We start from the raw sequence: 25559 nt of genomic DNA on the forward strand, positions 1-25559 counted from the left end.
TTTCGTGCCAGGGGGTGTGTGTCGGGCGGCGCCGTGCCGGACCGGGGGCGGGCGCCCGCCTACAGACCGGCGCTCGTGCCGTCCACCCGTACCTGCAGGGCGTAGACGAGGTCGGACCACAGCCCGGTGACCAGCAGGACCCCGACCAGGACCAACAGGGCGCCGCCGCCCCGCATGACGGCCCGGTGGTGGCTCCTGACCCAGCGGAACGCGCCGAGGGCCCGCCGGAACGCCAGCGCGGTCAACAGGAACGGCGCACCGAGGCCGAGGCAGTAACAGACCATCAGCAGGGCGCCCCGCCCCGCGCTCGCCTCGTTCCAGGCCAGCGCCTGGACGGCGGCCAGGGTCGGACCGATGCACGGGGTCCAGCCCACGCCGAACACGATGCCCAGCAGGGGCGCGCCGGCCAGACCGAGGGCGGGCCGGCGCCGGCTGCGCAGCTCCCGCTGGGTGAAGCCGGGCAGCCAGCCCGCGAAGGCCAGGCCCATGGCGATCGTGAACAGGCCGAGGACCAGGGTGATGGTGTCCTGGTAGGCGAGGAGGTTGCGTCCCACGTATCCGAACAGGGCGCCGCCGGACACCAGGACGCTGCTGAAGCCGAGGACGAACAAGGCGGCTCCGGCGACCATCCGGCCGCGCCTGCCGCCGTCCGCCTCGGCGAGGTCGGCCACCGACAGGCTGGTGACGTAGCTGAGGTAGCCCGGCACCAGCGGCAGGACGCAGGGCGAGAGGAACGACACCAGGCCCGCGGCCGCGGCCACCGGCACGGCCAGCAGCAGTGTGCCCGACACCGTGCCGGCGTCCACACCGGCGGCGAGCGCGGTCCACCCGGGGCCGGTCACGACTCCTCCTCGGCGACGCGGGTCACCAACGGCTCCAGCTGCGCGCGGGTGACCGGTCCGGAGACGGCGGCCGCGATCCGGCCCTGCCGGTCGACGACGAGGGTGGAGGGGATCGCCTGCGGGTTGAGCAGCGCCGGCGGGTAGGCCAGGAGGAGCTTCCCGTCGGGATCGTGGATGCTCGGGTAGTGCAGGCCGTACGTCTTCTCGAATCCCACGGCGGGCCCGGTCGACCGGTCGCGGACGTTGACGCCCACCAGCCGCACGCCCCGGGGCTCCAGGGCGCCGCGCAGTGCCTCCAGTTCGGGGGCCTCCGCACGGCACGGGGCGCACCAGGAGCCCCATACGTTGAGGACGACGACCTTGCCGCGGTACGAGCGCAGGGCCAGGTCCCGGCCGGCCAGGTCGCGGCCGGCGGTGTCGGGGGCCGGCGGGCGTCGGGCCGCGGGCAGGACGGTCGCGGTCGCCGCGGTACCGGCACTGGCCGCCGCGGCCGGTCCGGCGCCCGGGCCGTCGGTTCCGGTCGAGGTGGCCCCGCCGCACCCGGTGACCGCGACGGACAGGAGGAGCAGGGCGGCGGCCGCGCGTCCGCGGCGCCCGGCCGCCATCAGGCCCACTTCCGCAGGAACGCGCTGAGGCCGGCGGTGGTGAGGTCCGGGTTCCCGGTCGAGTGGGTCTCCGTCACGACGTTCCCGTTGCCGTCCAGGACGACCAGCACCGGCATCTTGTACGCGCCCTGGCCGGAGCAGTAGTCGCGCAGCAGGTCGAAGGCGCCGGAGTCCTGACTGCCGATGTCGACCTTGACGACGTGGTACGAGGCGTCGAGCAGGGCGCCCACGTCACGCGTGGCGAAGACCTTGTCCGCGGCCTTGCAGTTGCCGCACCAGTTGGCGCCGAAGTCGATCAGCACCTTCTTCCCGTCGGCCCTGGCCGCGGCGACCGCCGCCTTGACGGCTCCGCGCGCGTCGGCGCCGGTCGGGTAGCCGGAGGAGAAGCCCGAGGAGCCGGATCCCGAACCGCCCTTCGTGGCGGCCGGCTTGGCGGACTCGGCGGGTCTCGCCGTTCTGGCCGGGCGTGGGGCCGCCGTTCTCGCGGCGGCGCTCTTGCCGGCGGGCGAGGAGGCGGCCGGGCGGGACGTGGGGGAGGCGGAGGCGGGGGAGGGCGTGCCGGCCGAAGCGGTCGTGGGTCCGGGGTCCGTGGGGCTCTGCTCGGTGGGCGCGTCCGGGACCGATGCGACCGAGACGCTCTGCGCGTCGTCGCTCCGCGAGCCGCCGACGCCGCAGGCGGTGGCCACCGCCGCGGTCGCCACCGACAGGGAGACGGCGGAGAGTCGGACGAGTCCCGGTATGCCAGCGGTGCGTGGACGCCGGTGTGCGGCCATGGCGAATCAACCCCTTGTGTCGCGGTGAGGTCTCCGGGGCCTGGAGGCGGCCGGTGCCGGAGCCGGGCCAGAACGCCGCCCGGCGCCATGTCCGCCGGGGCCGGAGTGATCGTCCTGACCGACCGTGAGCATAGGGGCGGCGAACCCGCCTGGAGCCGTCCTGATGCTGGTCATCAGAGATGCTTAAGGAACTGCTCAGGTTGGGGCGCGGCGGGGGCCCGGGAGCCGGTGCGGGCCGGCGAGGACGCGGACCCGGTCAGCGTCGACCCGGTCAGCGCGAATCCGGTCAGCGCGGATCCGGTCCGCGGGGGCTCACAGGCGGGTCTCGCGGACACTCGCCTTTGCGGTCGGCACGACGGTCGCGGTGATCTCCGAACGGTGGTCGTCGCTGGTGAAGACGACCACCAGGGTGTCCGGATCGGTCTGCTGCGTGCTCGTACGGAATCCCGGGTCGGGCACGGCGGAGATGAAGCAGACGCTGGTGCGCCCGTACTGGACGGTGACCTTGCCGCCCTCGGACGGGACGGTGTGCAGTCCCGGACCGCCGGTGCACTTCGGCGACGGGCCGGGCGTCGCCGTGACCGGCGCCCGCGTGGGCGAGGGGGACGGCGTCCGCGTGGTGGGGGCTGCCTTCACGGGCGTTCCGGTCGGGGTGGCCGACGACGTCTTCGGTGTGGGGGCCGCGGACGAGGCCGGCACGCCCACGAGGCCGGACGGTGAGGGGTACACCGCCTGGACCGAGCGCGCGGCGGGCGGTGTCGGACGGGTCAGGCCGATCACGAAGTACACCGTGAGCATGACTGCGGTGACGCTGGCTGCGGTGCACGACAGCCATATGAGGAGGTAGCGCGTGAGGCGGGGCACCGCATCAGTGTGGCCGACGGCCGGCTCGCCGCTCGGGCGGCCCCCGCCTGCTCGTCAGGGCGGCCCCGTACCCGGTGCGTCGGGCGCACCGGCGCCGGCCGGAACCCCGCCCGCCGTGGGCGGCCGGCAACCGGCCCTGTCGCGGCCGGGTGAGCCGCCCGCGGACGCCGGGATCCGTGTGCGGGGTGCTCCGTGGCGGTCACGGAGCGGCGCCGAACCTGAACAGTTGCTTAGGCCCTCCTGAGCGCATCCCTCAGACGGCGTTCCGGCCGCCCCGGCCCGCCTACGATCCGGGCACGGCAAGCGGCGGACCTCACCCCGCCGCCCTTCGCCGTCATCCCCTTCGTCGGCCCCGGCCTGACCGCGCCCGACCCGCACACCCCCTGGAGGATCCCGAGATGAGCCCCCGTGCCGCACATGGACGCCGTGGGCACCGCGCCCCCCGCACCCCGCGCGCCAGAGCAGCCGTGGTGGGCATCGGCGCCCTGGCCGTGGCGGCCGCCTGCCTCGCGGGGGCCGAACTGACCGGCTCCCCGGCCGACGAGGCGGGGTCGACCGCCCTCGACGTAGCCACGTCCGGCACGGCGACCGCCCCCTCTTCCGCCTCCGCGCCCCCCACGGTCGCACCCACCCCCACGACAGCCGCCCCCACGACCTCCTCGGCGACGCCGTCCCCGTCGAAGACACCCGAGGCGTCGAAGAGCGCCGCCTCCGGCACCGCCGGGAAGGCGGCGACCGCGCCGGGCAGGTCCCCGGCCGGCAAGGCGCCGGCCACCACGTCCGACAGCGGCTCCCGGCCGGGGGGCGGCAGCCAGGCCCAGGAGGTCGTACGCCTGGTGAACGTCGAGCGCGCCGCGGCGGGATGCAAGGCCCTGACGGTGGACGCGGACCTGACCGACGCCGCCCAGGAGTACAGCGACGCCATGGCCGCCACCGGGAACTTCTCCCACACCGGCACGGACGGCACCCAGCCACAGGACCGCATCGAAGCGGCCGGGTACACCTGGTCACGATCCGGCGAGAACATCGCCAAGGGACAGGCCGACGCCGCGGCCGTCGTCGACGCCTGGATGAACAGCCCCGGCCACCGCGCGAACATCCTCAACTGCGGCTTCACCGAGATCGGCGTCGGCGTCAGCACCGACGGCGGCCCCTGGTGGACCCAGGACTTCGGCACCCCGGCCTGATCACCTCACGTCGGGCATCCGCGCCCTGGCGCCCCCACCCGCCGGTCCTCAGTGCGGCGCCACCAGCTTGATGCCGACACCGCGCACGGTGCGCAGGTAGCGCGGCGCGGAGGCCCGCTCGCCGAGTTTGCGGCGCAGCGCGGACACGTGCACGTCGATGGTCTGGTCCTCGATGTACGCCTCGCGCCACACCTCGGTGAGCAGACGCCGCCGGGATATCACCGTCCCGGCGTGCCGAGCCAGGAAGGCGAGCAGGTCGAACTCCCGGCGAGTGAGGACCAGTTCGTGCCCTGCCAGGTAAGCGGAGCGGGCCAGCGGATCCACGGCGAGCTCGCCCACCGTCACCGGACTCATCGGGTCGACGGGCTGGGGCTGCCCGGCGGCCGGGCCGGGTGCCGCGCTGCGCCGCAGGACCGCCGCCAGCCGGGCCATGAGCTGGGCCCCGGAGAACGGCTTGACCAGATAGTCGTCGGCCCCGGCGTTCAGCAGCTTCACGATCTCGTTCTCGTCGTCCCGGGCGGTGGCCACCACCACGGGCACGTTGGAGATGCCGCGGATCATGCGGAGCGCGTCGGCACCGTCCAGGTCGGGCAGGCCGAGATCGAGTACCACCGCGTCCAGCGCACCCTGGGCGACCTCGCGCAGCGCGCCGAAACCGTCGCCCGTGCTGCGCACCGTGTGGCCGTGCTCCGAGAGGATCTCCATGAGCGAGGCACGGATGCTGGGGTCGTCTTCGACCACGAGTACGCAGGGCATGGCGGTCACCCTACAGCGGCCTGTCCGCCATCCGGACAGGCCCGTACGACGCGGTGGAGAGGCGCCCGGGAGCCGGCGCGCACTGTCGCCCACTGCCTCGCCGCACACGGACGAACCCGCCGCGCCCGCGACGCGGCGATGCGGCAACTCCGGCAGCGGGGGCGATGAGGGGCGGTGCGCGCGAGCCGGTTCGGGAGGTTCGGCGGGGGAGGTTCCGGGCAGCCGGACGGCTACGGTGACCTGACGCGAAGTCAGCGGAGGGGCGGAGGTGCCAGGTGCCTCAAGAGGCCCTCTTGTGGGGCGCGTCCGATGTTTCGAGAATGCTCATGACAACCGAAGGATCTTCGGTCGCATCGTCATCGGAGGGGAACCCCCACATGAACAAGCCTCTCACCGGCGCCTTGCTCGCCCTGCTCCTGACCGGGGCGGCGGCAGCCCCGGCCGTGGCCTCCGCACCGCGGGACACGGTGGCGCAGGCCCCGGCCCCCGCGCCTCGTGCCCAGGCCGCGACGGCCGTCGCCGTCGACTTCGCGGGGACGGTCGCGCTCAGCAACTGTTCCGGCTCCCTCGTACGCACTCCCGGCTCCCTGCCCGGCGACCCCGCGCTGGTCCTCTCCAACGGGCACTGCCTGGAGACCGGCTTCCCCGCGGCCGGCGAGGTCGTCAAGGACCAGCGGTCCAGCCGCTCGTTCTCGCTCCTCAACTCGGCCGGCTCCAAGGTCGCGACCCTGCGCGCCGGCAAGATCGCCTACGCGACGATGACCGACACGGACATCTCGATCTACCAGCTGACCAAGACGTACGCGCAGATCCAGAGTCAGTACGGCATCAGCGCGCTGACCCTCGACGACGTCCGTCCGGCGCAGGGTTCGGCGATCAAGGTGGTCTCCGGGTACTGGAAGCGCGTCTACAGCTGCAACGTCGACGGATTCGCGTACCGCCTCAAGGAGGGCGAGTGGACGTGGAAGGACTCCGTCCGCTACACCTCGTCCTGCAACACCATCGGCGGCACCTCCGGCTCGCCGGTGATCGACACGACCACCGGAAAGGTCGTCGCCGTCAACAACACGGGCAACGAGAGCGGTGAGCGCTGCACCGTGAACAACCCGTGCGAGATCGACCAGAGCGGCACCGTGACGGTCCGCCAGGGCATCAACTACGCGCAGCAGACGTACACGATCGTCCCCTGCGTCGGCGCGGGGAACGTGATCGATCTGAACCGGCCCGGTTGCGTCCTGCCGAAGCCGTGACGCCCCTGCCGCCCGGCTCGACCGAGCCGGGCGGCGGATGTCGCCGACTCCGGACCCGGCAGCAACCGTTCCGGCGCGCCCATGCGCCCGTTCATGCCGGACCGGCGCACCGAACGACCCTGACCTCAGGCCGGCTTGCGCCACACGGACACATGCTTCGCGGAGTCATCGGTGAACGGCGCCCCGTCCCAGTCGGCGACGCGGCGTTCCAGCTCGAGTCCGGCGATCCGCGCCATCAGATCGAGCTCCGCCGGCCAGGCGTACCGGTGCCGGGAGGCGCCGCGGCGGTACCGGCCGTCCTCTTCGCGCGTGACGTGGTGCGAGACGAGGATCTGCTCGACCAGGTCGAAGGTGTCGAAGCCGAGATGCCGCTCGGAGACGTCGAACGGCACCGCGACCTGGCCGGGCGGCAGGAACCGCAACGGCGGCACATTCAGCTCGACGACGAAGCGGCCGCCCGGCGCCAGATGACGTGCGGCGTTGCGGAAGCACTCGACCTGCTCCTCCTGCGTGAGCAGGTTCGAGACGGTGTTGTAGACGAGATAGACCAGGGCGAACTCGCCGGGGACGACGGTCGTGGCCATGTCCCCGATGGTCACCGGGAGCGTGTCCTCGTCGACCTTGCGCCGGAGGACGGCCGCCATGTGCTCGGACAGTTCGATGCCCGCCACCGGCACGCCGCTTTCCCGGAGAGGGACGCCCACGCGTCCGGTTCCGATCGCGAACTCCAGCGCCCGCCCGTCCCCCGCGAGTTCGGTGAGGAAGGCGAGTGTCGGTTCGAGGACCGCGGCGGAGGACATCTCGGTCTCCCCGGCGTCGTAGCGTTCGGCGGTCGCCTGGTTCCACAGTTCACTGCTCGTCACGAGCCGCCACTGTGCCGGGCGCGGCGGGGCGTTGTCGAAGCATTTACCGTTCCGCGGTGCTGACGGCGCCGGTGTTCTCGGCCCTGCCGGCAGGCGGCCCGCACCTGCGCGACGGCCGGCCCATCGGTCCACGCGAACATCCAGGCGTGTGCGGAGCCGGACCACTCGGCCCCGACCACCCCGTGCCGGTGGGGCGGGGCCGAACCGTGCGGTGAGCGTACGGGCGAGTCGACGGAGGCGCGTGGCGCCGGCGGAACCCACCGGCGCTCAGCTGTAGTACGCGATCTTCTCGTCCAGGACTCCGATGGCCCGGGACAGCGCCGCCACCCGCTGCTCCAGCGCCACACGGCGCTCGCGGAGGAAGGTGACCCGGTCCTGGGCGGAGTGCTCCGTGCGCAGGATGGCGACGAAGGCGCGCAGGTCGGCGATGCCGAGTCCGGCCTCACGGAAGCACGTCACCATGCCGATCCAGAAGACATCCTCCTCGGTGTACTCCCTGCGTCCGCCCGCGGAGCGTCCGATCGGGCCGATGAGGCCCTCGCGCTCGTAGTAGCGCAGCGTGTCGATGGAGACGCCGGTGCGGTCGGCCGCGGCCGCCGGGGTCAGGGTGGTCATCGGTCTCCTTCCGTGGTCGCCGCTCCCGTGCTCGGGCGAAGCGTGCCAGGTGCTCGTCGTCGAGCGGTACGCGCCGTGCGGCGAGGGCTTCCTCGATCTGCCCCACCCGGCTCACGCCGAGATGGGGCCGATCCGCTGCGTGAGCAGCCACGCGAGAACGCCCCGGTTCCTGGTGGCCGAGAGCGCTTCGGCGACCTCGCCGAGGACGGCGAGCACCCGAAAGGTGCCGTGATGATCATAGGTCTGCGGAAGCGGCCTGAGCCAGACACCACCGCCACGGCCATCGACACAGGCGCCGAGGATCGCGCATCACGTGTCGGCATCGACGCGGGCGCCGAGCCCGCCCCACCACGGAGCCGAGCCGAGCCGAGCGGCGCGCCATCAGGCCGCGCCCACGTCGGTGACGTACGCCGCCTCCCGGACCTCCTGCTCGGCGTGGCGGCGCAGTGCGACGACCGTGGCGCGGCAGGTGTCGGGCCAGCCGTGGCGGGTGCCGAGGGCCGTGGCGAGGGCGACGGCGAGGAGGCCTTCCACGAGACCTCCGTCGTCGCCCAGCGCGCGGACCGCGGCGAGGGCGGGGGTGAGGTCGGCGAGCGGGTCGCCGTACCGGTGCGACTCCTCCAGGTCCTCGGCCACCCGGGCCGCGAGGACGGGACGTCCCGCGATCGCGGCGGCCAGCTCGCGGAGCGACAGCAGCAGCTCGGGCTCGGCTGCCGCCAGGTCGATCGCCCGCACGAGCAGGGCGGTGCGGGTGGAGGTGACGGCCGGTTCGGCCCTCAGCTGCCGGGCCAGGGCGGCGCACATCGCGCGGTCCCGGATCGAGGAGCCGAGGAGGGAGTGCAGGCGGCGCCGTGCCGGCAGGTCCCCGCCGCCCCCGCCGCCCTCCGGTTCGCCGGCCGCCACGAGCGTCAGAAGCCGGTCCACGACGTCGTGCGTCAGGCTGCCGGGTTCCACGCCCCCGATCGGGTGGGGCAGTCGGGACTGGGCCAGTTCCGTCAGCGCGTAGCCGGCCCGCCGCTCGTTCAGCGGTGAGGCGAGGTCGGTGTAGACGTCCACCAGCGCCGTACCGGCCGCGGGCGTGTAGCGCGCCCAGTCACGGAGGTGGAACAGGGCCTGTTCCGCCACGTGCTGCTCGGCGACGAAGGGCATCCGGGCGATGAGCTCGCCGTACCGCGACCGGTGGGCCGGAGCCAGGTCCGACGGGCCCACGTCCAGGAGCGTGCGCCAGGCGGCCTCCGGTCCGTCGGTGGTCGCCGCCTCCAGCAGGGCCCACATCTCGTCGGCCGGCAGCAGGGCCGGAGCCAGCCCGACGAGGGTGGCGTGCACGTCCGGGTGGATGCCCGGCGCGCGGCCCACGGCGGACAGGAGGGCGGTGGCGGCCCCCGGGGGCAGGTGGTCGGCGGCGAGCCGGGCGGCCGCCTTGCGGACGGTGACCTTGACTCCGCTCTCGCTGGTCAGAGTCTCCCGGAGCAGGGCCGCGACCTGGCTGGGACGGGCGTGGGCGGCGGCGCGGCCGGCCGAGGACCAGGCGGCCGCGGCCCGGTCGTCGCCGGCGTGGTCGAGCAGGGCGCCGAGGGCCGAGCCCGGGTCGTCCGTGTGGGCGGCCGCCTCGAGCGCCGCTGCCGTCAGAGCCGACTCGGTGTGACCGGTCGAGGCCTCCGCCGTGCCGCCGTCCCCGGTCGGTACGGGGGCGGCGTACCGCCGGAGCAGTGCCCGCCCGTACGTCGGCACCGGGGCCACCGCGCGCAGCAGCGCGGCTCGCTCGTCCAGACCACGGCCGGGATCGGCCACGACGTCCGCCGCCAGCCGGACCGCCGCCCGCTGCTGCCGGGGCAGCCACCGGTCGGCGAACCGGAAGGGGGGCAGCGGCCGGGGAGTGCCGGCCACCGGGAAGCGTCCCCCCGGGAGTGGGTTCTCGGGCAGGGCGCGGTCCAGCAGGTCCGTGCGCTCGGCGGCCAGCACCGCGAGCACCGGAGGCAGGAAGGCCGCGGAGGGCTCCCACGCCAGCAGCTCGGCCACCCGGTCGCCGCGGGTCGCGCGGTCGGCCAGCCAGGCCGCGGCGATCTCGCCGAAGGGCCCGTCCGGGCAGGTGCGCAGGGCCTGTTCGAGGCGGTCCTGAAGTTCCGGGTTCCGGTACGCGCGGCTTCCGCAGGACCGGACCAGGGCGAGCAGCGGCACGACGTCCCCGCGGGCGGCGGCCCGGTCCAGCCACGGTCCGAGGGCGTCGAGCACAGCCTCCATCGCACTGCCGCGCAGCAGGGGACCCAGACGGCCGAGGTCCACCGTGCCGGTGTGAGCGGTCAGCGCTTCCACGAGGCGTACGGCGGTCCGCAGGGCGGCGGCAGCGGCGGCCGGGTCCGTGCGGGTGGCCCCGTCCTTGCCGGTGGGGCCGTTCGCGGTGGTCGCGGCGTCGCCGACCGCGGCGAGCAGGGTCACGGCCAGGGTTCGGACGGTGTGCCGGGTCCCGGACGAGCAGTCCCGGGCCCGCAAGGCGTCCAGGCACAACCGCTCCAGCGCGTCGGCCCCGGTGCCGCCTCCGGCGGACCCGCCCCCGGCCGCCAGGGCTGCCACGATCAGCGGTGCCGGCAGATCGGCGAAGGCGGACAGGGCCTCCCCGCGTACGGGGTCGCGCTCGTTGGTCAGGCGGCCTGCCGCCAGCGCGAGGACCTCCGCGACCTGCCGCGGATCACGGGTGAGGCCGGCGTTGGCCGCCAGCCGGTCCCAGAGCGTCCCGCGATCGTCGGAGTCACCGGTACCGAGGGCGGCCAGGAGTTCGGGGCGGGCCTCGGCGGGCGGCAGCAGGGCGAGCGCGCCCCACAGGTTCCAGCCGGTCTCGTTCTCGGCGCGCAGTGCCCCGACCGCGGCCCGGGCCCGGCCGTGCCGATCCGCGGCCGGCAGCAGGGCGAGGACCCCGTCGTGCGCGCGGACGTTCCTGCGCGCGCTTCCCGCGGCGACGACCGTGTCCAGGAAGGCGGCCCGGCGTGCCGGCGGGACGGACCGCAGCAGGACACCGAAGGCTCCCCGGTGGAACCACCGGGCTCCGAGCCTGGGCAGGGACGGCGGATCCGCCGCCACCAGCTGCCGCATGACAGCCCGTCCGGGTGTCCGCTCCCATCGCGCGGCCGCCCGGCCGGGGGCGGCGAGCCAGCAGGCCACGCGCTCGGCATCCGCCGCCACGAGGTCGCCCAGCCGCTCGTGCACCGGGCCTGGCAGGTTGTCGGGGCCGTACCGCTCCAGCAGGTCCAGTACGCGCCCCGGGGCGGCGGGCAGGGCGGCGGCGATTCCGGTGGCGTGCCGTTTCCACCAGGAGGCACGCAGCTGCTCGGGGAGGTCGGCGAGTTCCCGGTCCGCATGGTCGAGGACGGCGACGGGGTGGCGGACGGCCAGCGGGCTCCAGTCCTCGTACGCGAGCGACCCGGCGAGTTCGGGCAGCAGCCGTGCGGTGAACTCAGGGGAGCAGCCGGGCAGCAGGCGGGCCGCGTCCCGGTCGCCGTACTCGGTGCGCACCCGAAGCGCCAGGCGCTCGGCGAGTCCCGGCCGCCGCCCGTCGCGCAGCAGCCGTGCGAGGTCGCCGCGGACCACGGCGGGCGCGTCGTCGTAGGCGGCCTCGACACGGGCGTCCGGGACGGGCAGCCGCCGGGCGCAGCGCAGCGCGTACCGGCGGACCACCGGGTCCGGATCGCCGAGCCGGGCCGCCAGGTACTCCCACGCGCCGCCGGCCAGTGCCGCCAGCGCGGCGAGCCGGCGCTCGTAGGATCCGCGCGCGCCCAACGCGGCCAGTACGGGACCCAGTTCGCCTCGGGCGGCGAGGCGGTGAGCGTGGACGGCGGTGTACCGGAGCCGGGCGGCGTGCGGCAGGGGTTCGAGCGCAGCGAGCAGCTCGTCTGCAGTGGAGATCATCGCGAGCATTGTGCCCTGAGGGCCTGGCCGCGCCCCATCGATTATCGGACCGGTACCGGGAGGACAGCGGAGGAGTGCCGGGGAGCGGGCCGCCGGACCCTGCTCAGAGACCGCGGTACGACGCTACGCGGGAAGGCGGAAGCCGTTGAACAGGTCGTCCATCCCGCGCAGGGCCAGGCGGTCGGGAGTGGCACGGATCGCGAGGTCGCGCACCGCCGCGGCGAGCGGGTTCCGGAGGGCGCCCAGGCGGCCGACCCTGCGGGCACGGACGCGCACCGCGTCGGTGCGGTCGCGGCGGGCGGCGGTGTACGCGGCGAGAGCGGCCGGGACGGAGCCCGCGCCCTCACCGGTGTCACCCTCGGCACCGCGGTCTCCCGCGGGCAGGAGGCGGGCGAGGATCACCGCGTCCTCGATGGCCTGGCAGCCGCCCTGGCCGAGGTTGGGTGCCATGGCGTGGGCGGCGTCGCCCAGCCAGGCGACCCTGCCGTGGTGGAGGCGGGGGAGCGGGGCCGCCAGATCGTAGAGGTCGTTCCGGAGGACGTCCTCGGGGTCGAGACGGTCGACCCGGTCCAGCAGCGCCGGAATCGGGTCGTGCCACGAACCGAATCGCCGGCGGAGTTCGGCACGGTGGTCGGAGGACCGGCCGCCGGCCGGAACGAGCGCCGTGGCGTACAGATAGAACCGGCCGTCGGAGAGCGGGGTGATCCCGAACCGCTCACCCCGCCCCCAGGTCTCGCTCATCGACGGTATCCGGAGGTCCGGGGCGTCCACGAGGGCCCGCCAGGCGGTCTCGCCGACGTAGTGCAGGCCGGGGTGCGCGGGGAAGTACGCGCGGCGCAGCGGACTGTGGATGCCGTCGGCGGCCACGACCAGATCGACGGGACCACACGGACCGTCCTCCGTACGGACCGTCGGGCGGCCCTCGGTGTCCTCGACGCCGGTCACCTCGGCGCCGTATCGGATCGTCTTCGGGGGCAGCGCCGCGGCCAGGGCGGCGGTGAGGGCCGGGCGGGGGACGGCGATCGGGGGCCGGCCGTAACGAGCCGCCATGGCGGCGGTGCCGCTCCGGGTGAGCCACCGGCCGTCGGCTCGCCGTATCCCCATGGTCTCGGGGACGTGGCTCCCCGCGGCGTAGGCGGCGTCGACGCCGATGGCGTCGAGCGCTCGCAGGGCGTTGGGGGCCAGGCCGATGCCGGCGCCGGCGGTGGGGGGCTCGGGGGCGCGTTCGCGGACCGTGACGTGCCAGCCGCGGCGGTGGAGTGCGACGGCGGCCGTGAGGCCGCCTATTCCGGCCCCGACCACCACTGCGCGACGCTCCGGCATGGACCACCTCCCCATTCGGCCCGAGCATCCTTGCACAGGAGGACCTGAGGTCGGATCGCCCGGGGTGACGCGACGGACGAACGGCGGGACGGCCGTCGGTCGAACCCCTCAGTTCCGCCGGCCCCAGTCGCCGAACGTGGCGAAGAATTCCTCGACCGTCCGTGAACCGGTCTGCGCGAGCCTGGCCCGCTGCTCTTCCCAGTCGCCGGCGAACGCGTCGACCAGGACCTCGGCGGCTCTCGGCGTTCCGATGATCCTGCGCAGGCACGCCTCGCGGCGGGGGCCCTCGAAGTGGACGAGCGCGACCCGGGCCACGTTGTAGGCGCGGCTCGCGGAGCCGAGACGATACGGCGGGTTCGGCCGGAAGCGGTGCTGCAGTCTCGCCGAGGGGACGGCCAGGACGTCGATCCCCGCACGCCATGCACGGAGGCTGAAGTCGACGTCCTCCAAGCCGAGTTCCCTGAACTCTCCGAAGCCGCCGAGGCGGTCGAAGGTGGCCCGGCTCAACGCGAGACATCCCCCCGGCGCGATGGGCAGCGGGTACGGCACGTCCTCCGGGCCGGGCGGCAGCCACCGGTACCGCAGCGCGGCGTCGACCAGTCGGACACCGCAGCCGTACTCGGTGCCGCCGACGTCGCGGATGGCGGGCGCCAGGACGGCACCGGGCTCGGCGGCCAGGGCGGCACGCAACCGGGCGAGACAGTCGGGTTCCAGCCGGCAGTGCGCGTCCAGGAAGACCAGCTGCGCCCCCTTCGCGAGCCGGGCGCCCGCGGTCCGCGCCGCCGCGACACCGCCGCGCTCGACACGGTGGACGACGACCCCACGCGCGCGCCACGCGTCGCTCCGCAGGGCGGCGCAGCTGCCGTCCGTGCCCCCGTCGTCGACGACGACGGTTTCCGCGGGAACGACGGATCCGGCGTGGACGGACCTCACCGTCTCGAGAAGCTCCACGCCCTCGTCGAGGCTCGCCACGACCAGTGACAGCGGCGGCGGCTCGGCCGTCGGCTCAGGCACGGGTGGACCGGTTCCCCGGTCGCCCCCTCCACGACGCCCCCATCAGGCGGGGCCGGGGGTGCCCGGCGGCACCCCGCCGGGCGGCAGGGTGGCGGCGAGATCGATCAGCCCGGGAAGGAGCGCCGCGTACCGGAGCGAGTCCCGCAGATAGGCGGTCAAGCCGGTGGTGAGGGCGAAGTGGTAGGTACTCAGGCGATCGAGTTCCCGGTCGTCCAGGGCGAGCGCCAGGAGGTCCCCGACCCTCACCTGACCGAGGTTCAGGGTGTCCAGGACCTTGCGGGGCGTGGCGGCATGTTCGGACTCGGCGAAGCCCGCCTGTTCCAGGGCCCGTTCGAGACCGCGATCACCGGCACGGACGAGATATCCGGCCGAGGACACGTCGGCGTCCCGCAGGTGCTCCAGGAGGTGCTTGGTCACCGCGCCGACGAGGCCGAGGTTGGTGGCATGCGCACGGTCCGTCAGGACCGGAGTGAGGTGGGCCCGCCGCTCCGTGCCGATCAACGCCATGCCCACGGCCTCGACCGTCTGCGAGCCGATCCCCTTCGGCGGCCACGGCCTGTCCGTCGTGGCCAGCACGAGAACGAGGCCGCTCCGGGACAGCAGCGGTTCGAGGGTCTCGAAGTACAGGTGCGGGAACCGGTTGCGGCGGCAGAACGTGGCCAGCGCGGTCTTCGTCTCGACGGGAAGGTCACCGGCCGCCACCTGGATGCGGATCGACTCGTTGACCACGGCATGGTCGTTCATCGCCGGCCTCCCAGGGCATGCGAACTCGAACTGGACATCCATCCCGCGACCGCGTACCGGGTGCCTTCGCGGACGGTCGCCACCTCGTGCATCAGGGACGACCGGAACAGCACCAGCATGCCGGGCTCCGGGATGATGACGACCCGGCGATCGCGAAGGGACGGGTCGGTCTCGTAGAGGGTGAGCGCGCCCCCGTCGAACGTCGGCAGATCCGTCGTGGCCTCGCGTCCGTTGAGGTAGAGCAGGAGCGACCAGCGGTGTGCGGCCAGCCGCGGCGGATCGTCCTTGTGGTTGGCGACGTCCCGGTGCGCGCGGAAGTAGCTCCCCGGCTCGTACGACATGAAGTAGGGGCCGTACAGGTAGTCCGCGTCGGACTCGAACTCGACCCGGTGCGAGGTGAAGTGGGAGGCCAGGCGGTCGCCGAGCGCTCGTGTGACGGCGTCGGGGCAATGGTGGTCGAAACACCGGCGGAGCGACGGGTCGAGGACCGACTGCCCGGCGCGCACGACCTGCGCCTGCTCCCGCGGCGCCTCCTCCATGGCCCGGATGATGTCGCGGCATTCGGCGACCGACAGGAAGTCGGACGCCGACGCGACGTTCCGTGTTCTGAACCGCAGGTCCATGGTGAGGCCCCCTTGGCCGCATACGTAGGGGCGTGCAAGAGACCTCTCCACCAAAGCCGCGGGCATCCCGCCGCGCACGCCGGGGGAGACCGGGCGAGTGAGCAGGGAGCCAGGCGTGGACGGCCGGGCCGTGGAGCAGCTCGGCGTTCTGTCACCCGGCCGGCCCACCGGGACCTCGGGGGTGTCTTGTCGATCAGGCCGGGCTCGCGGGGTCCTGCGACTCGGCCTGATCGACAAGACACCCCCTAGAGTGTCCGCGTGACCGAGCACAACTCAGAACTCATCGCGGGCCGGTACCAGCTGGTCGAACGCATCGGCCAGGGCGGGATGGGCCGGGTCTGGCGAGGTGTCGACCAGCAGCTCTTCGGACGCGAGGTCGCCATCAAGGAGATCGTCTTCCCGCTGGGGCTGGACGACGGCGACCGTGCCACGCTGCTTCGGCGCTTCACCGGCGAGGCCCGTGCGGCGGTCACCCTCAGTCATCCCGGGATCATCACCATCCACGACGTCGTGGAACACCGGGGCGCCCCCGTGATCGTCATGGAGTACATCCGGGGACAGTCCCTCGCCGCGGCCATCCGGGGGGAGGGCCGACTGCCCGTGCGACGGGTGGCCGAGATCGGCTCCGCCGTGCTCGACGCACTCGCCGAGGCGCATGCCGCGCGGATCGTCCACCGCGACATCAAGCCGGACAACGTGCTCGTGACCAAGGACCGCGTCGTCCTCACCGACTTCGGCATCGCGCACCTCGCGGACGCCACCACCAAGCTCAGCCACAGCGGGATCGTCATCGGCACCCCGCAGTACATGCCGCCGGAACAGCTGGAAGGCAAGCGTCCGACCCCCGCCAACGACCTGTGGGCGCTCGGCGCCACCCTCTACCACGCCGTCGAAGGGCAGCCCCCCTTCGACGCCGAGGGGCTCCACGCCCTCGCCGTGGCCATCCTCACCCGCCCCCACCGACCCCCGACCCGCGCAGGTGCCTTGGCGCCCGTGCTCGACGCGCTCCTGGCCAAGGACCCGGCGGACCGACCCGGAGCCGCCGAGGCCGCCGAGCTGCTGGCGTCGGCGCTGAGTTCCACGTCGTCACCGTCCCCGTCCCCGTCCTCGTCGCGCTCTCGGGTGGACGCAGGTGCCGAGCCCGAGCCCGAGCCCGATTCCGGGTCCGTACCCGCACCTCAGCCCACTCCCGCATCCCTGCCGGACGCCGCGACGGACGACGCCCGCCCCGAGACGGACGGGGAGGCAGAACCGCCGTCCCCGCCCTCCCCGCCGACGCCTACCGTCGCGGACTCCGTGCCCACCGTCGACGCCCCCCGCCGGCCCCTACCGGACCGGCCGCCCACGCCGCCCGTGCCGCCGGCCGAGGACACGGTCCGGCTCGGCGGGAACGACCGGGACGGCCGCGACGAGGAGCCGGCCGTCCGGCGGCGCGCCCTCACCCGCCGCTCCAGCATCCTCGCGGCCGCCCTGGCCACGCTCGCCGTCGGCTCCGTCCTCACCTGGACCCTCAACCACGACGACCAGCGCGGCGGAGGCGACGACGCGGGCGGCAACGGTTCGGGCGCCACCCCCGTCACCGTCGTGATCGGTGTGGACGCACCGCTCAGCGGCGGTCTGGCCTCCTTCGGCGTCGGTATCAAGAACTCGGCCGACCTGGCGGCCAGGACCGCCAACCGCACCGGGCACGTACCCGGCGTGAAGTTCACGATCGAGGCCCTGGACGACGAGGCCACTCCGGCCAAGGGCCGTCTGAACGCCGCGCGGTTCGTCGCCGACAAGCAGGTGCTGGGCATCGTCGGACCGCTCAACTCCGGCGTCGCCCAGGAGATGCAGGAACCGCTCGCACAGGCCGGCCTGGTCAACGTGTCGCCCGCCAACACCAACCCCATGCTGACCCTGGGCCCCGACTGGGCTCAGGGCACCAAGGCCCGGCCCCACCCGACCTACTTCCGCACCGTCGCGACGGACGTCGACCAGGGGCCGGTCGCCGCCCGCTATCTCCATGGCGAGGCCGGGAAGCGCAAGCTCTACGTCGTCGACGACAACAGCAGTTACGGCACCACCCTCACCTCCGGGTTCACGGCCGAGATCACCAGGCTCGGCGGGACCGTCGTGGGCGCCGGCCACGTCACGACCCAGCAGGGCGACTTCACGGAGATCACCTCGAAGATCCGGGCGTCCGGTGCCGACGCCGTGTACTTCGGCGGCGACTACCTCACCGCCGGGCCCCTCTCCCAGCAACTCAAACAAGCGGGCGCGCGGATCCCCCTGATGGGCGGCGACGGCATCTTCGACCAACAGTTCCTCACGACCAACACACAGGCCGAGGGCGACCTCGCCACCAACATCGGCGTACCCGCCGAGAACCTGACGGGAGGGGGCACCTTCCTCACGTCGTACCGCGACGCGGGATACCCCGAGACGGCCGGCCCGTACGGCCCCTACGCCTACGACGCGACCTGGGCGGTCATCGAAGCGGTGAAGGCCGTCGTGAAGGCCAACGGCGGCACCCTCCCCGAGAACGCCCGGGCGAAGATGCCCCAGGCGGTGGCCGGACTGGGATTCGACGGCGTCACGGGCCGCGTGGCCTTCGACGCCTACGGCGACACGCTCAACCGGGGACTGACGGTCTACGCGGTGAAGGACGGCAAGTGGACCACCGTGACGACCGCCTCCGGCGCGCCCTGACCCGCCAGGACGGACTCACCCGCATCTGCCCGGACGGGCCCGGACTCACCCGCATCTGCCCGGACGGGCCGGGCGAGGCGTCCGGCGGCAGGCGAGCCGCCGCGAACGGCAGGGAGCGCTGCGTGACCGCGCGGATCGCGGGAGGGAAAGCGGTCAAGGGGGCCTCCGGTCGACCGAGTGAAACGTGCGTTCGAATGATGGCGCCATAGCGGGCTGGAACCGGCCCATCGGCCGGGCCGACGAAGACCGATCAGCGGCAGCCGGGGGGTGCGCGGCGCGTGCGATGACGGCGCTCATCGACCACGGGGGAGCGGGAGGGGCGGGCGGCCGGCTCCGTTCGCCAGAGCGCTATGCCCGCATTGCGAAGATATTGTGGGAAGCGTGATCGAGTCTGGACGGCTGCGGCTCCGTCGGCGCTACGGCCGGGGGACGCTCGTTCGGATGTCGCCGGTCATCCTGACCGTCGTGATCGCCAGCCTGGCCTACGCGACGCCGCCGGAGATGGCCTTCAGCCGCCTCCTGCCCGCGGCGCCGGCCCTGGCGGCCGCCATGTGGCCGGTCCTCCCCACCATCCTGCTCGGGACGGTCTGCCTCCTGCTGATGATCGGCCTCAGCCTCGTCTTCCCCGACCTGGGAACATGGTGGACGGTCGCGGGAATCATCGCGGTCACCGTGGCGGCCGCGTACGGAAGCCACGTCCGGCTCCAGCGGGAGCGCACCCTCTTCCAGGTGCGGCTGGTCGCCGACGCGGCCCAGCAGGTGGTGCTGAGCCCCATGCCACGCCGCTTCGGCAACGTCGAGATCGAGTCGCTGTACCTCGCGGCCGCGGCGGAGGCCCGCATCGGAGGGGACTTCTACGAGGTGGTCGAAACGCCGTCCGGCGTCAGGCTGCTCATCGGTGACGTGCGGGGCAAGGGCCTGCCGGCCGTGGGGGCGGCCGCGGCGATCGTCAACGCCTTCCGGGAGGCGGCCTACGGCGAGGCCGACCTGGTCGAGGTCGCACGCAGGCTGGACGCCAGCTGTATGCGCTACAACGCGGCCTTTCCCCCCGAAGGCACGATGGAGCGGTTCGCGACGGCCCTCCTCGTCGAGATCTCCCATGGGGGCAGACGCATCGACATCCTCAACTGCGGCCACCCCCCGCCGATGCTCCTGAACCGCAGCAGACTCCGCGTCCTCGAGACCGCGACCCCCTCGCCCCTGCTCAGCCTCGCGGAGCTGATCGGCGATCGCTACGTCGTCGACACCTACGACGTCGACCCCGGGGACCTGCTGCTCCTCTACACCGACGGGATCGCCGAGGCCCGCGCGCATGACGGCGAGTTCTTCCCGCTGGCAGCCTGGATGGGCCGGCAGCCCCCGACGCCACCCCGCGAACTGCTCACGGCCCTGCACCGCGACCTCCTCCACTACACGAGAGGGCGCCTCGACGACGACATCGCCGCCCTCGCCGTACGCCTTCGCGAGCCCTGAGGCCGGGGGGATGAGCCCTGTCCGGAGCCCTGAGGCCGGGGGGATGAGCCCTGCCCGGAGCCCTGCGGCGGGGGCGATGAGGCAGGGGCGATCAGCGGCCGGCACCGCTCACCCCGTGCGGGACCGTTCCCCGAGCCCGGTCATGGCGGCCCAGGCGCGAAGGACAGCATCCTTGCTTCCGGGTTCGCGTCGTCGCCGCTCACGCCCGACGGTGTGATGACGATCCGGCCGTTCACGTAGGCGACGACTCCGGCGTCCATGCGGGCCTCCGTGGCGCGGGCCGATTCGGGATGCCGCAGCACCTGCTTCTTGGTGTCGACGCCGCCCTTTCCGAACCGGATGATCCCGCCCGGCCGGTGCGATGAAGCCGCCTCGTAGACGAGGGCCGCGGACCCGCCGCCCTCCGCACGCAGCGGATGGAGCGTGCTGTCCTCGGACTTCACGCCCCAGACGAGTTTCCCGGTGCCGAGGCTGTACGCGCCGACCCGGTCGTTGCCGCCCAGGAAGACGGTGTCGTCGCCGACGACGGCGCCCTTGCAGTTCTGGATGTTCTCGCCCGAGTCTCCGATGTCGGCGCAGTACTTGAAGCCCTTCGGCCTGGCGTCGACGGTGGTGCGGAGCTTTCCGCCGGGGCCCAGGGCGACCACCCGCCAGTTCTCGGTGCGTTCCTCGGCGTGGAACGTGGTGACGACCACCGGGAGGACGGAGAGCACCTTGCCCACCACCCAGCCCTGCTGGGTCCGGAAGCGCCAGCGGACCTTGCCGGTGCGCGGGTCGATCTCGCGGAGCTGGCTGTTGTTCCTGCCGCGGTCGACGCCGATCGCGCAGTCGGACTTCACCAGGAGCCGGGGGCCGCCCGCCACGTCGTCGGGGTAGCACTTGCCGGGGTTCTCCAGGGGGATGTCGTAGAGCTTGGCGCCGTCACCGACCCGGTAGGCGGCGGCCCGCATGCTCTGGACGATCGCGAGCACGTCGCCGCTGATGGCGGAGTTCACGATGATGGTGTCGTCCATGGAGCCGGTCTCGTTGAGCTCCTTGTGCCAGCCCGCCTTCCCGGTTCGAAGGTCGATCATCTGCAGCTGGTTGCACCGGTTCCCGTGCACGGCCTGGTTGCTCTTGTACACCAGGACGACCCTGCCGTCGGGGGTCGGGTTGACCGGCGTCTCGCAGACCGGGGCGGGCAGCGGCACGCTCCACACCTCGGCACCGTCCGTGAGGCGCCGGGCGGTCACCTTCCGGTGCACGGCCTGGACGACGGTGTCGCCGACGACCCACAGGTCGTGGAGCTTGATGCTGCGCCGGGGCAGGTCGGTCGGGTCGTCGGCGATCCAGGCCGTCGCGTCCCCCGGCTCGCGGCCCGCGTTGATCTCCTGCGACGTCGGGATGCGACCGGGCAGGGGAGTGCGGACCGCAGGTGGGCGGGAGGCGGAAGGCGTACCGGATCGGGGCGGCTGTTCCGCCACCGGCCGGGAGGGTCCTCCCGACCGGCCACCGGTGACGGCGTACAGCCCTCCGCATGCCGCGAGGACCAGCAGGACGACGACCGCGGCGATCACCGGCCTCCCGCCGAAGCGCCGCCGGCGGTCCGACGGTGCCGGGGTGAGACCGTGCGGGGCGTACGGGTTGTCCGCGATCGGTTGCTGCTGCGGGCGGGGGTTGTACCAGGGCTGGTGCGGGTGCGACATGGTCAGGTCGCCACGCGTTCGCCGGACGGCTCGGCGACCACGATCCGGATGTGCGGTGGGGCGTACCTGCGCGCCTTGTGGACCATCTTCGCCAGATCGAACCGGGCACGCGGGACGGCAACGTGGACGGGTGCGGGCATGGCCGGGTGCTGCGGCGGGACGGCCATGCCCGCCGGCAGGGACGCGCCGGAGTGCAGCCGCGCGCCGATGAGTGCGTGCGGGCCGTCCGGCGGGGTGGCCACGACGAACTCGGTGACATCGGTCCACGGCAGCAGGGCCTCGCCGAACCGGACGCCGGCCGCGTCGAACTGGAACGCCGTGCGTCGCTTCTCGAACCAGGAAATGATGAAGGGCGCGGCCGCGACGATGATGACGCCGCCCTTCATGTCGAGTGCCCAGCCGAGCAGGACGGCGAGCGCCACGACGCCCACGATCGATCCCCACAGGGCCGCCTGGTCCTGCAGGGAGAACGGGTGGGCGACCCGGTAGCGTTCCCACCGCCCACCGCGGCGGGTGGGCCCTGTGCCGGGTGCGCGGTTGACGTGCGACATGGTGATACGTCCCCTCTCAGTGGCCGGCCGGAGGGTGGCCGCCGGCCCGCGTGGCGATGATCACACCGGGCGGCCGCCCGCTCTCCGTTCGGTTCGGCGGCGGCCCCCGACGCGACCGGGCAGACTCTTCCGTGCGGCGCTGCAAGGCCGATGAAATCCGCATGAACCAGGGATTTGAGAGAGTGAGCAGGCACGGGGGACACGGGGGCTTGGCTGTGGGCGTGCACGCACAGGGATCGGGCGGAGGCGGGGCGGGGACGAACGCGGATCTGCGGATCGACCTGCTCGGGCCGGTCCGGGCCCGGCGCGGCGACGCACCGCTCGCGCTCGGCCCGATACGACGGCAGGCGGTTCTCGCCGCCCTGATCCTGCGCGCGCCGAGCTTCGTCACCCATCACCAACTCCTGGCCGACGTATGGGGAGCGGACCCACCGGGTACGGGCCGTCAGGTCCTGCCGAGCTACGTCTACGCGCTGCGCAAGACGCTCGACGCGGCGGCAGCCGGGCCCGACCGGTCGGTGATCCACAGCGGACGCGGCGGCTACCGGTTCGTGCCCGCCGAGGCGCGGACCGACCTCGCGGAGCTCGCCGAAGAGGCATCCCGGGCCCGGCACGCGAAGGTCACCGGAGACCTCGACGCCGCACTGGAGCACGGCGGTCGGGCCCTGGAGCTGTTCCGCGGCGAACCCCTGCCCGGCTTGCCGGGGCCGCTCGCCGACAGCGAGCGGCAGCGCCTCGCCCGCCGGCGACGCACGCTGCACCAGGACCGGGCGGAATGCCTGATGGCGCTCGGCCGCTACCCCGACGCGCTGGACGAACTCCTGGCCGCGCCCCTGGCCCGGCCGCACGACGAACCGCTCGCCGCACTGCGGATGCGGGCGCTCTACGGCAGCGGCCGACAGGCCGAGGCGCTGGCCGTCCACCAGGAGACGCGTAGGAGACTCCTCGACGACCTGGGTGTCGAGCCCGGCGAGGAACTGCGCGGCGTCCACCAGGCCGTCCTGCGCCGCGACGACCGGTTCCTGCTCGGCCGGTCGGCGGGACCGCACGCGGCCGCCGTCCTCGCTCCCCGGAGCAACCCGCCCGCGCAGGCACCGCCGGACCCCGCGCGAGCACCGCTGGACCCGGCGCAGGCACCGCCGGACCCCGCGCGAGCAGTGCCCGACCGTCGGCTCCGCGACGGGTCCGATCCGGCCGTCGTTCCCCGGTCCCGTCGCAGCGACCTCCCCGGTGACACCGCCTGCCTGGTCGGCCGCGAGAGGGAACTCGCCCTGCTCACCGCGCCCATGTCCCCGACGGCCGTGTCCGTGGTCGCGGTCGACGGCACGGCGGGGGTCGGCAAGACCGCCCTGGTCGTGCGCGCCGCCTGGTCGCTCGCCGACGCCCATCCCGACGGGTGCCTGTTCGTCGACCTCCACGCGCACGGCGCCCCCGAGGAGAGGGGCGGCCCGCGACGCGCACTGCGCCGGCTGCTCCGCACGGTCCGCGCCGGCGGCGACGCGTTCCCCGACGCCCCCGACGCCCCCGACGACGCGGAGGACCTGGACGACCTGGTCACGGCCTGGCGCGCCGCCACGAGCGCACTCCGGTTGCTGGTCGTCGTCGACGACGCCCGCAGCGCCGAGCAGGTGCGTCCCCTGCTGCCCGCAGGACCGGGGAGCCGGGTCCTGGTGACAGGCCGGCAGCGGCTGCCCGGCCTCGACGCCGACCTACGGCTGACCGTGGAGCCCCTGGGCACGGGCGAGGCGGTCGGCCTGCTCCGCGAGCTCCTCGGGGAGCCCCGCGCGGACCAGGAACCCGAGGCGGCTCTCGAGCTCGCCCGGCGGTGCGGCGGCCTGCCCCTGGCGCTCCGGATCGCGAGCGCCCGGCTTCAGAACCGGCCGTCCTGGAGCCTGGCCTTCCTGGCCGGCCGGATGTCGGACGACGCGCGCAGCCTCGGCGAGCTGCGCGCCGAGGACCGGAGCGTGGAAGCCGCCTTCCGGATGTCGTACGACCAGCTCACGCCCGAACAGCAGCGCACCTTCCGTGCCTTGGGACTGGTGCCGACCGCCGGATTCGACGCGCTCACCCTCGCCGCGATGCTGGGCGACTCCCGGGAGAACGCCGAGGATCTGCTGGAGGGCCTGGTCGACGCGAGCCTGCTGCAGCAGCCGCACCCCGGCCGCTACCGGCTGCACGATCTCGTACGGGCCCACGCGCGGCGCCTCGCCGGCGAGGCGCCCGTGCAGGCGGACGCGGACCGCGCCGCCGTCCTGCGCCTCTACACCGTGGCAGGCCGCACCGCCGGCGACTGGGGTCCCGAGGGCTTCTCGACCGGCCCCGACGTCACGACGTCCCCCTTCGGCAGTTGGCGGGAAGCCTCCGCATGGCTGCACGCGGCGGGCGGAGAACTGGTCGACGTGGTGGCCTACGCGGCGGCCGCCGACCGGTTCGACGAGGCCTGCTGGATCGCCGAAGCCCTGATCGAATTCCTGGTCCGGCAGGGCCAGTACCACGAGTGCCAGGCCGCGCTGGAACTTGCGCTGCCCTGCGCGGACCTGGCCACCGACCGGCGGATGCCCGTCTCGCTGCGCAACTGGTCGGGCATGGTCGACCTCTACCTCGGGCGGCTCCGCCGGGCACGGAGCTGGTTCACCGAAGCGCTGCGCCACGGCGGCGATCGGTGCGACCCGCGGGAGCGGGCCCGGTCGATCGCCGGGACGGGCGTCGCCGAATGGATGCTGGGGGACATCGAGGCGGCGGTCGCGCACCTGGACGAGGCGGTGAGCCTGACGGCCCGGCTGGACGACAGCTGGCTGGCCGGGATCTCGCTCTGCAGCCTCGGTGCGATCCGCTCCCAGCAGGGTCGGCACGAGGAGGCGTTCGCGCACAACGCGGCCGCACTCGCCATCGCCGAGAAGAACGGCCGGCCCAGGGCGATCAGCAACGTCCTGTGCTTCGCCGCCGACACCCACCTGGCCCTCGGCCAGTACACGGAGGCCAAGGACCTGTTGCGGCGGGCGGCCGAACTGGCCCGCGAGGCCGAGGACCTGCCCCTGCGCGCCGCGAGCCTGTCCCGCCTGGCGACCGTGGAACAGCTCGAAGGCAGCCTGCACGCCGCGGTCGAGACCCACCACCGGGCCCTGGCCGCGCTCACCCGGCACGCGAGCGCCGGCCTGGAGATGGAGGTCCGCATCCGTCTCGGCAGCACCTACGCGGCGGCGGGCCGCCGCACCGAGGCACGGCAGGAGTTCCAGGCCGCCCTCTCGCTGCCCGGAGCCGGCGACCACCCACGGCAGTTCGGCCTGGCACGCGACGGACTCAGCGACATCGACTGACCCGCGGGGGAGCGCCCCGCCGGCCGCGGTGGCGTGAGGATTCCGGCTTCGCGACTCCTGCACCACGCCGCCCGCACCGCGAACCCGGCGGCTCCACGCGCCCCGGGTTCCGCGGCGGTCAGTGCCCGAGGGCGGGCGTCACCTTCCGGGCTTCCGGTCGGTCCGGCGGCCTGCCTTCCGGTCGGCCTCTTCCAGTGCTCCGCAGAACGGGCACATCACGTGCTCATGGTCGGCGGGGTCGGGTGCGTCCGCCCAGTCGTCGCCCAGAAGCTCGGCACGGACTCCGGAGACGTACTCGTCATGTTCGTGTGCATGCTTCGTCATGTGCCGCAAACGGGACAGGTCGCCGCCAGGGGACGGGCCGTGACGGCGCGTTGCCGAACAGCGACATCCGCACACAACCGGTCCGGCAACGTCACAGCACTGACATAGAGCGTGTCGATGTGGGCCGGTTCGGACCACCCAGGACCCTCTCGGGTCGGT

General features: G+C 73.9%; 20 protein-coding genes and 1 pseudogene. 5 read left to right on the forward strand and 16 right to left on the reverse strand.

Features of this window, described 5'->3' with window-relative positions; all coding sequences use genetic code 11:
* Window positions 1-59 precede the first annotated feature (59 nt).
* The 4 genes from ACE1OA_RS33545 to ACE1OA_RS33560 form a co-directional block, all read right to left on the reverse strand.
* Window positions 60-842 (reverse strand): cytochrome c biogenesis CcdA family protein, encoded by a 783-nt coding sequence (locus ACE1OA_RS33545; protein ID WP_432753889.1) that lies wholly within the window; start codon window positions 840-842, stop codon window positions 60-62.
* Window positions 839-1447, reverse strand: coding sequence for a TlpA family protein disulfide reductase (locus ACE1OA_RS33550; RefSeq protein WP_356601447.1), 609 nt, complete (start codon window positions 1445-1447; stop codon window positions 839-841). The genes ACE1OA_RS33545 and ACE1OA_RS33550 overlap by 4 nt, the downstream gene beginning before the upstream one ends.
* Window positions 1447-2220 carry a thioredoxin family protein gene (locus ACE1OA_RS33555; RefSeq protein ID WP_386543622.1) on the reverse strand — a complete coding sequence of 258 codons (774 nt, stop codon included), beginning with the start codon at window positions 2218-2220 and terminating at the stop codon, window positions 1447-1449. Before ACE1OA_RS33555 ends, ACE1OA_RS33550 begins: the two co-directional genes overlap by 1 nt.
* A gap of 312 nt (window positions 2221-2532) precedes the next feature.
* Window positions 2533-3084: a hypothetical protein gene (locus ACE1OA_RS33560; RefSeq protein ID WP_356601445.1), complete on the reverse strand. Its 552-nt coding sequence runs from the start codon at window positions 3082-3084 to the stop codon at window positions 2533-2535.
* A 398-nt stretch (window positions 3085-3482) separates the two neighbouring features.
* Here ACE1OA_RS33560 and ACE1OA_RS33565 point away from each other — a divergent pair, with 398 nt between their 5' ends.
* A complete protein-coding gene (locus ACE1OA_RS33565) occupies window positions 3483-4271 on the forward strand; it encodes a CAP domain-containing protein (RefSeq protein WP_432753890.1) in 789 nt (262 codons plus the stop codon).
* A 48-nt stretch (window positions 4272-4319) separates the two neighbouring features.
* Here the strand turns inward: ACE1OA_RS33565 and ACE1OA_RS33570 are convergent, their stop codons facing one another.
* The gene (locus tag ACE1OA_RS33570) at window positions 4320-5027 is read right to left on the reverse strand and encodes a response regulator transcription factor (RefSeq protein ID WP_356601443.1); all 708 of its coding nucleotides are present in this window, start codon (window positions 5025-5027) and stop codon (window positions 4320-4322) included.
* Window positions 5028-5404: 377 nt separating this feature from the next.
* Here ACE1OA_RS33570 and ACE1OA_RS33575 point away from each other — a divergent pair, with 377 nt between their 5' ends.
* Entirely contained in the window at window positions 5405-6277 is an 873-nt protein-coding gene (locus ACE1OA_RS33575) for a S1 family peptidase (protein ID WP_356776938.1), read from the forward strand.
* 125 nt (window positions 6278-6402) lie between these two features.
* Here the strand turns inward: ACE1OA_RS33575 and ACE1OA_RS33580 are convergent, their stop codons facing one another.
* From ACE1OA_RS33580 to ACE1OA_RS33615, 8 genes and pseudogenes are all read right to left on the reverse strand, one after another.
* Window positions 6403-7140, reverse strand: a complete 738-nt coding sequence (locus tag ACE1OA_RS33580) for a class I SAM-dependent DNA methyltransferase (protein WP_432753891.1) — start codon at window positions 7138-7140, stop codon at window positions 6403-6405.
* 267 nt (window positions 7141-7407) lie between these two features.
* Window positions 7408-7755 (reverse strand): MerR family transcriptional regulator, encoded by a 348-nt coding sequence (locus tag ACE1OA_RS33585; RefSeq protein WP_432753892.1) that lies wholly within the window; start codon window positions 7753-7755, stop codon window positions 7408-7410.
* Window positions 7756-7780: 25 nt separating this feature from the next.
* Window positions 7781-8013: pseudogene (locus ACE1OA_RS33590) on the reverse strand (aldo/keto reductase); the annotation flags it as partial.
* Window positions 8014-8136: 123 nt separating this feature from the next.
* On the reverse strand, window positions 8137-11655 hold the full coding sequence (locus ACE1OA_RS33595) for a hypothetical protein (protein ID WP_386543633.1): 3519 nt from the start codon (window positions 11653-11655) through the stop codon (window positions 8137-8139).
* A gap of 123 nt (window positions 11656-11778) precedes the next feature.
* Window positions 11779-12978 carry an FAD-dependent monooxygenase gene (locus ACE1OA_RS33600; protein WP_432753893.1) on the reverse strand — a complete coding sequence of 400 codons (1200 nt, stop codon included), beginning with the start codon at window positions 12976-12978 and terminating at the stop codon, window positions 11779-11781.
* Window positions 12979-13086: 108 nt separating this feature from the next.
* Window positions 13087-13992: a glycosyltransferase family 2 protein gene (locus ACE1OA_RS33605; protein WP_432753894.1), complete on the reverse strand. Its 906-nt coding sequence runs from the start codon at window positions 13990-13992 to the stop codon at window positions 13087-13089.
* Between the two features lie 42 nt (window positions 13993-14034).
* Window positions 14035-14736, reverse strand: a complete 702-nt coding sequence (locus ACE1OA_RS33610; protein ID WP_432753895.1) for a hypothetical protein — start codon at window positions 14734-14736, stop codon at window positions 14035-14037.
* Window positions 14733-15359 carry a 2OG-Fe(II) oxygenase gene (locus ACE1OA_RS33615; RefSeq protein WP_432753896.1) on the reverse strand — a complete coding sequence of 209 codons (627 nt, stop codon included), beginning with the start codon at window positions 15357-15359 and terminating at the stop codon, window positions 14733-14735. Before ACE1OA_RS33615 ends, ACE1OA_RS33610 begins: the two co-directional genes overlap by 4 nt.
* Before the next feature lie 258 nt (window positions 15360-15617).
* Between ACE1OA_RS33615 and ACE1OA_RS33620 the strand changes: the two genes are divergently transcribed.
* Window positions 15618-18050 carry a bifunctional serine/threonine-protein kinase/ABC transporter substrate-binding protein gene (locus ACE1OA_RS33620; protein WP_432753897.1) on the forward strand — a complete coding sequence of 811 codons (2433 nt, stop codon included), beginning with the start codon at window positions 15618-15620 and terminating at the stop codon, window positions 18048-18050.
* 441 nt (window positions 18051-18491) lie between these two features.
* A complete protein-coding gene (locus ACE1OA_RS33625; RefSeq protein WP_356601686.1) occupies window positions 18492-19523 on the forward strand; it encodes a PP2C family protein-serine/threonine phosphatase in 1032 nt (343 codons plus the stop codon).
* A gap of 140 nt (window positions 19524-19663) precedes the next feature.
* Here ACE1OA_RS33625 and ACE1OA_RS33630 read toward each other — a convergent pair whose 3' ends face one another.
* Both ACE1OA_RS33630 and ACE1OA_RS33635 read right to left on the reverse strand, forming a co-directional pair.
* Window positions 19664-21208, reverse strand: a complete 1545-nt coding sequence (locus ACE1OA_RS33630) for a PQQ-binding-like beta-propeller repeat protein (protein ID WP_432753898.1) — start codon at window positions 21206-21208, stop codon at window positions 19664-19666.
* A gap of 2 nt (window positions 21209-21210) precedes the next feature.
* The gene (locus tag ACE1OA_RS33635) at window positions 21211-21759 is read right to left on the reverse strand and encodes a hypothetical protein (RefSeq protein ID WP_356776918.1); all 549 of its coding nucleotides are present in this window, start codon (window positions 21757-21759) and stop codon (window positions 21211-21213) included.
* A 221-nt stretch (window positions 21760-21980) separates the two neighbouring features.
* Here ACE1OA_RS33635 and ACE1OA_RS33640 point away from each other — a divergent pair, with 221 nt between their 5' ends.
* Complete coding sequence (locus ACE1OA_RS33640) at window positions 21981-25076, forward strand: AfsR/SARP family transcriptional regulator (RefSeq protein WP_432753899.1); 3096 nt, start codon at window positions 21981-21983, stop codon at window positions 25074-25076.
* Window positions 25077-25214: 138 nt separating this feature from the next.
* Here the strand turns inward: ACE1OA_RS33640 and ACE1OA_RS33645 are convergent, their stop codons facing one another.
* Window positions 25215-25400 (reverse strand): hypothetical protein, encoded by a 186-nt coding sequence (locus tag ACE1OA_RS33645; protein ID WP_384872816.1) that lies wholly within the window; start codon window positions 25398-25400, stop codon window positions 25215-25217.
* Window positions 25401-25559: the final 159 nt, after the last annotated feature.

Source organism: Streptomyces sp. JL2001 (genome assembly GCF_050917515.1).
GTDB lineage: Bacteria > Actinomycetota > Actinomycetes > Streptomycetales > Streptomycetaceae > Streptomyces.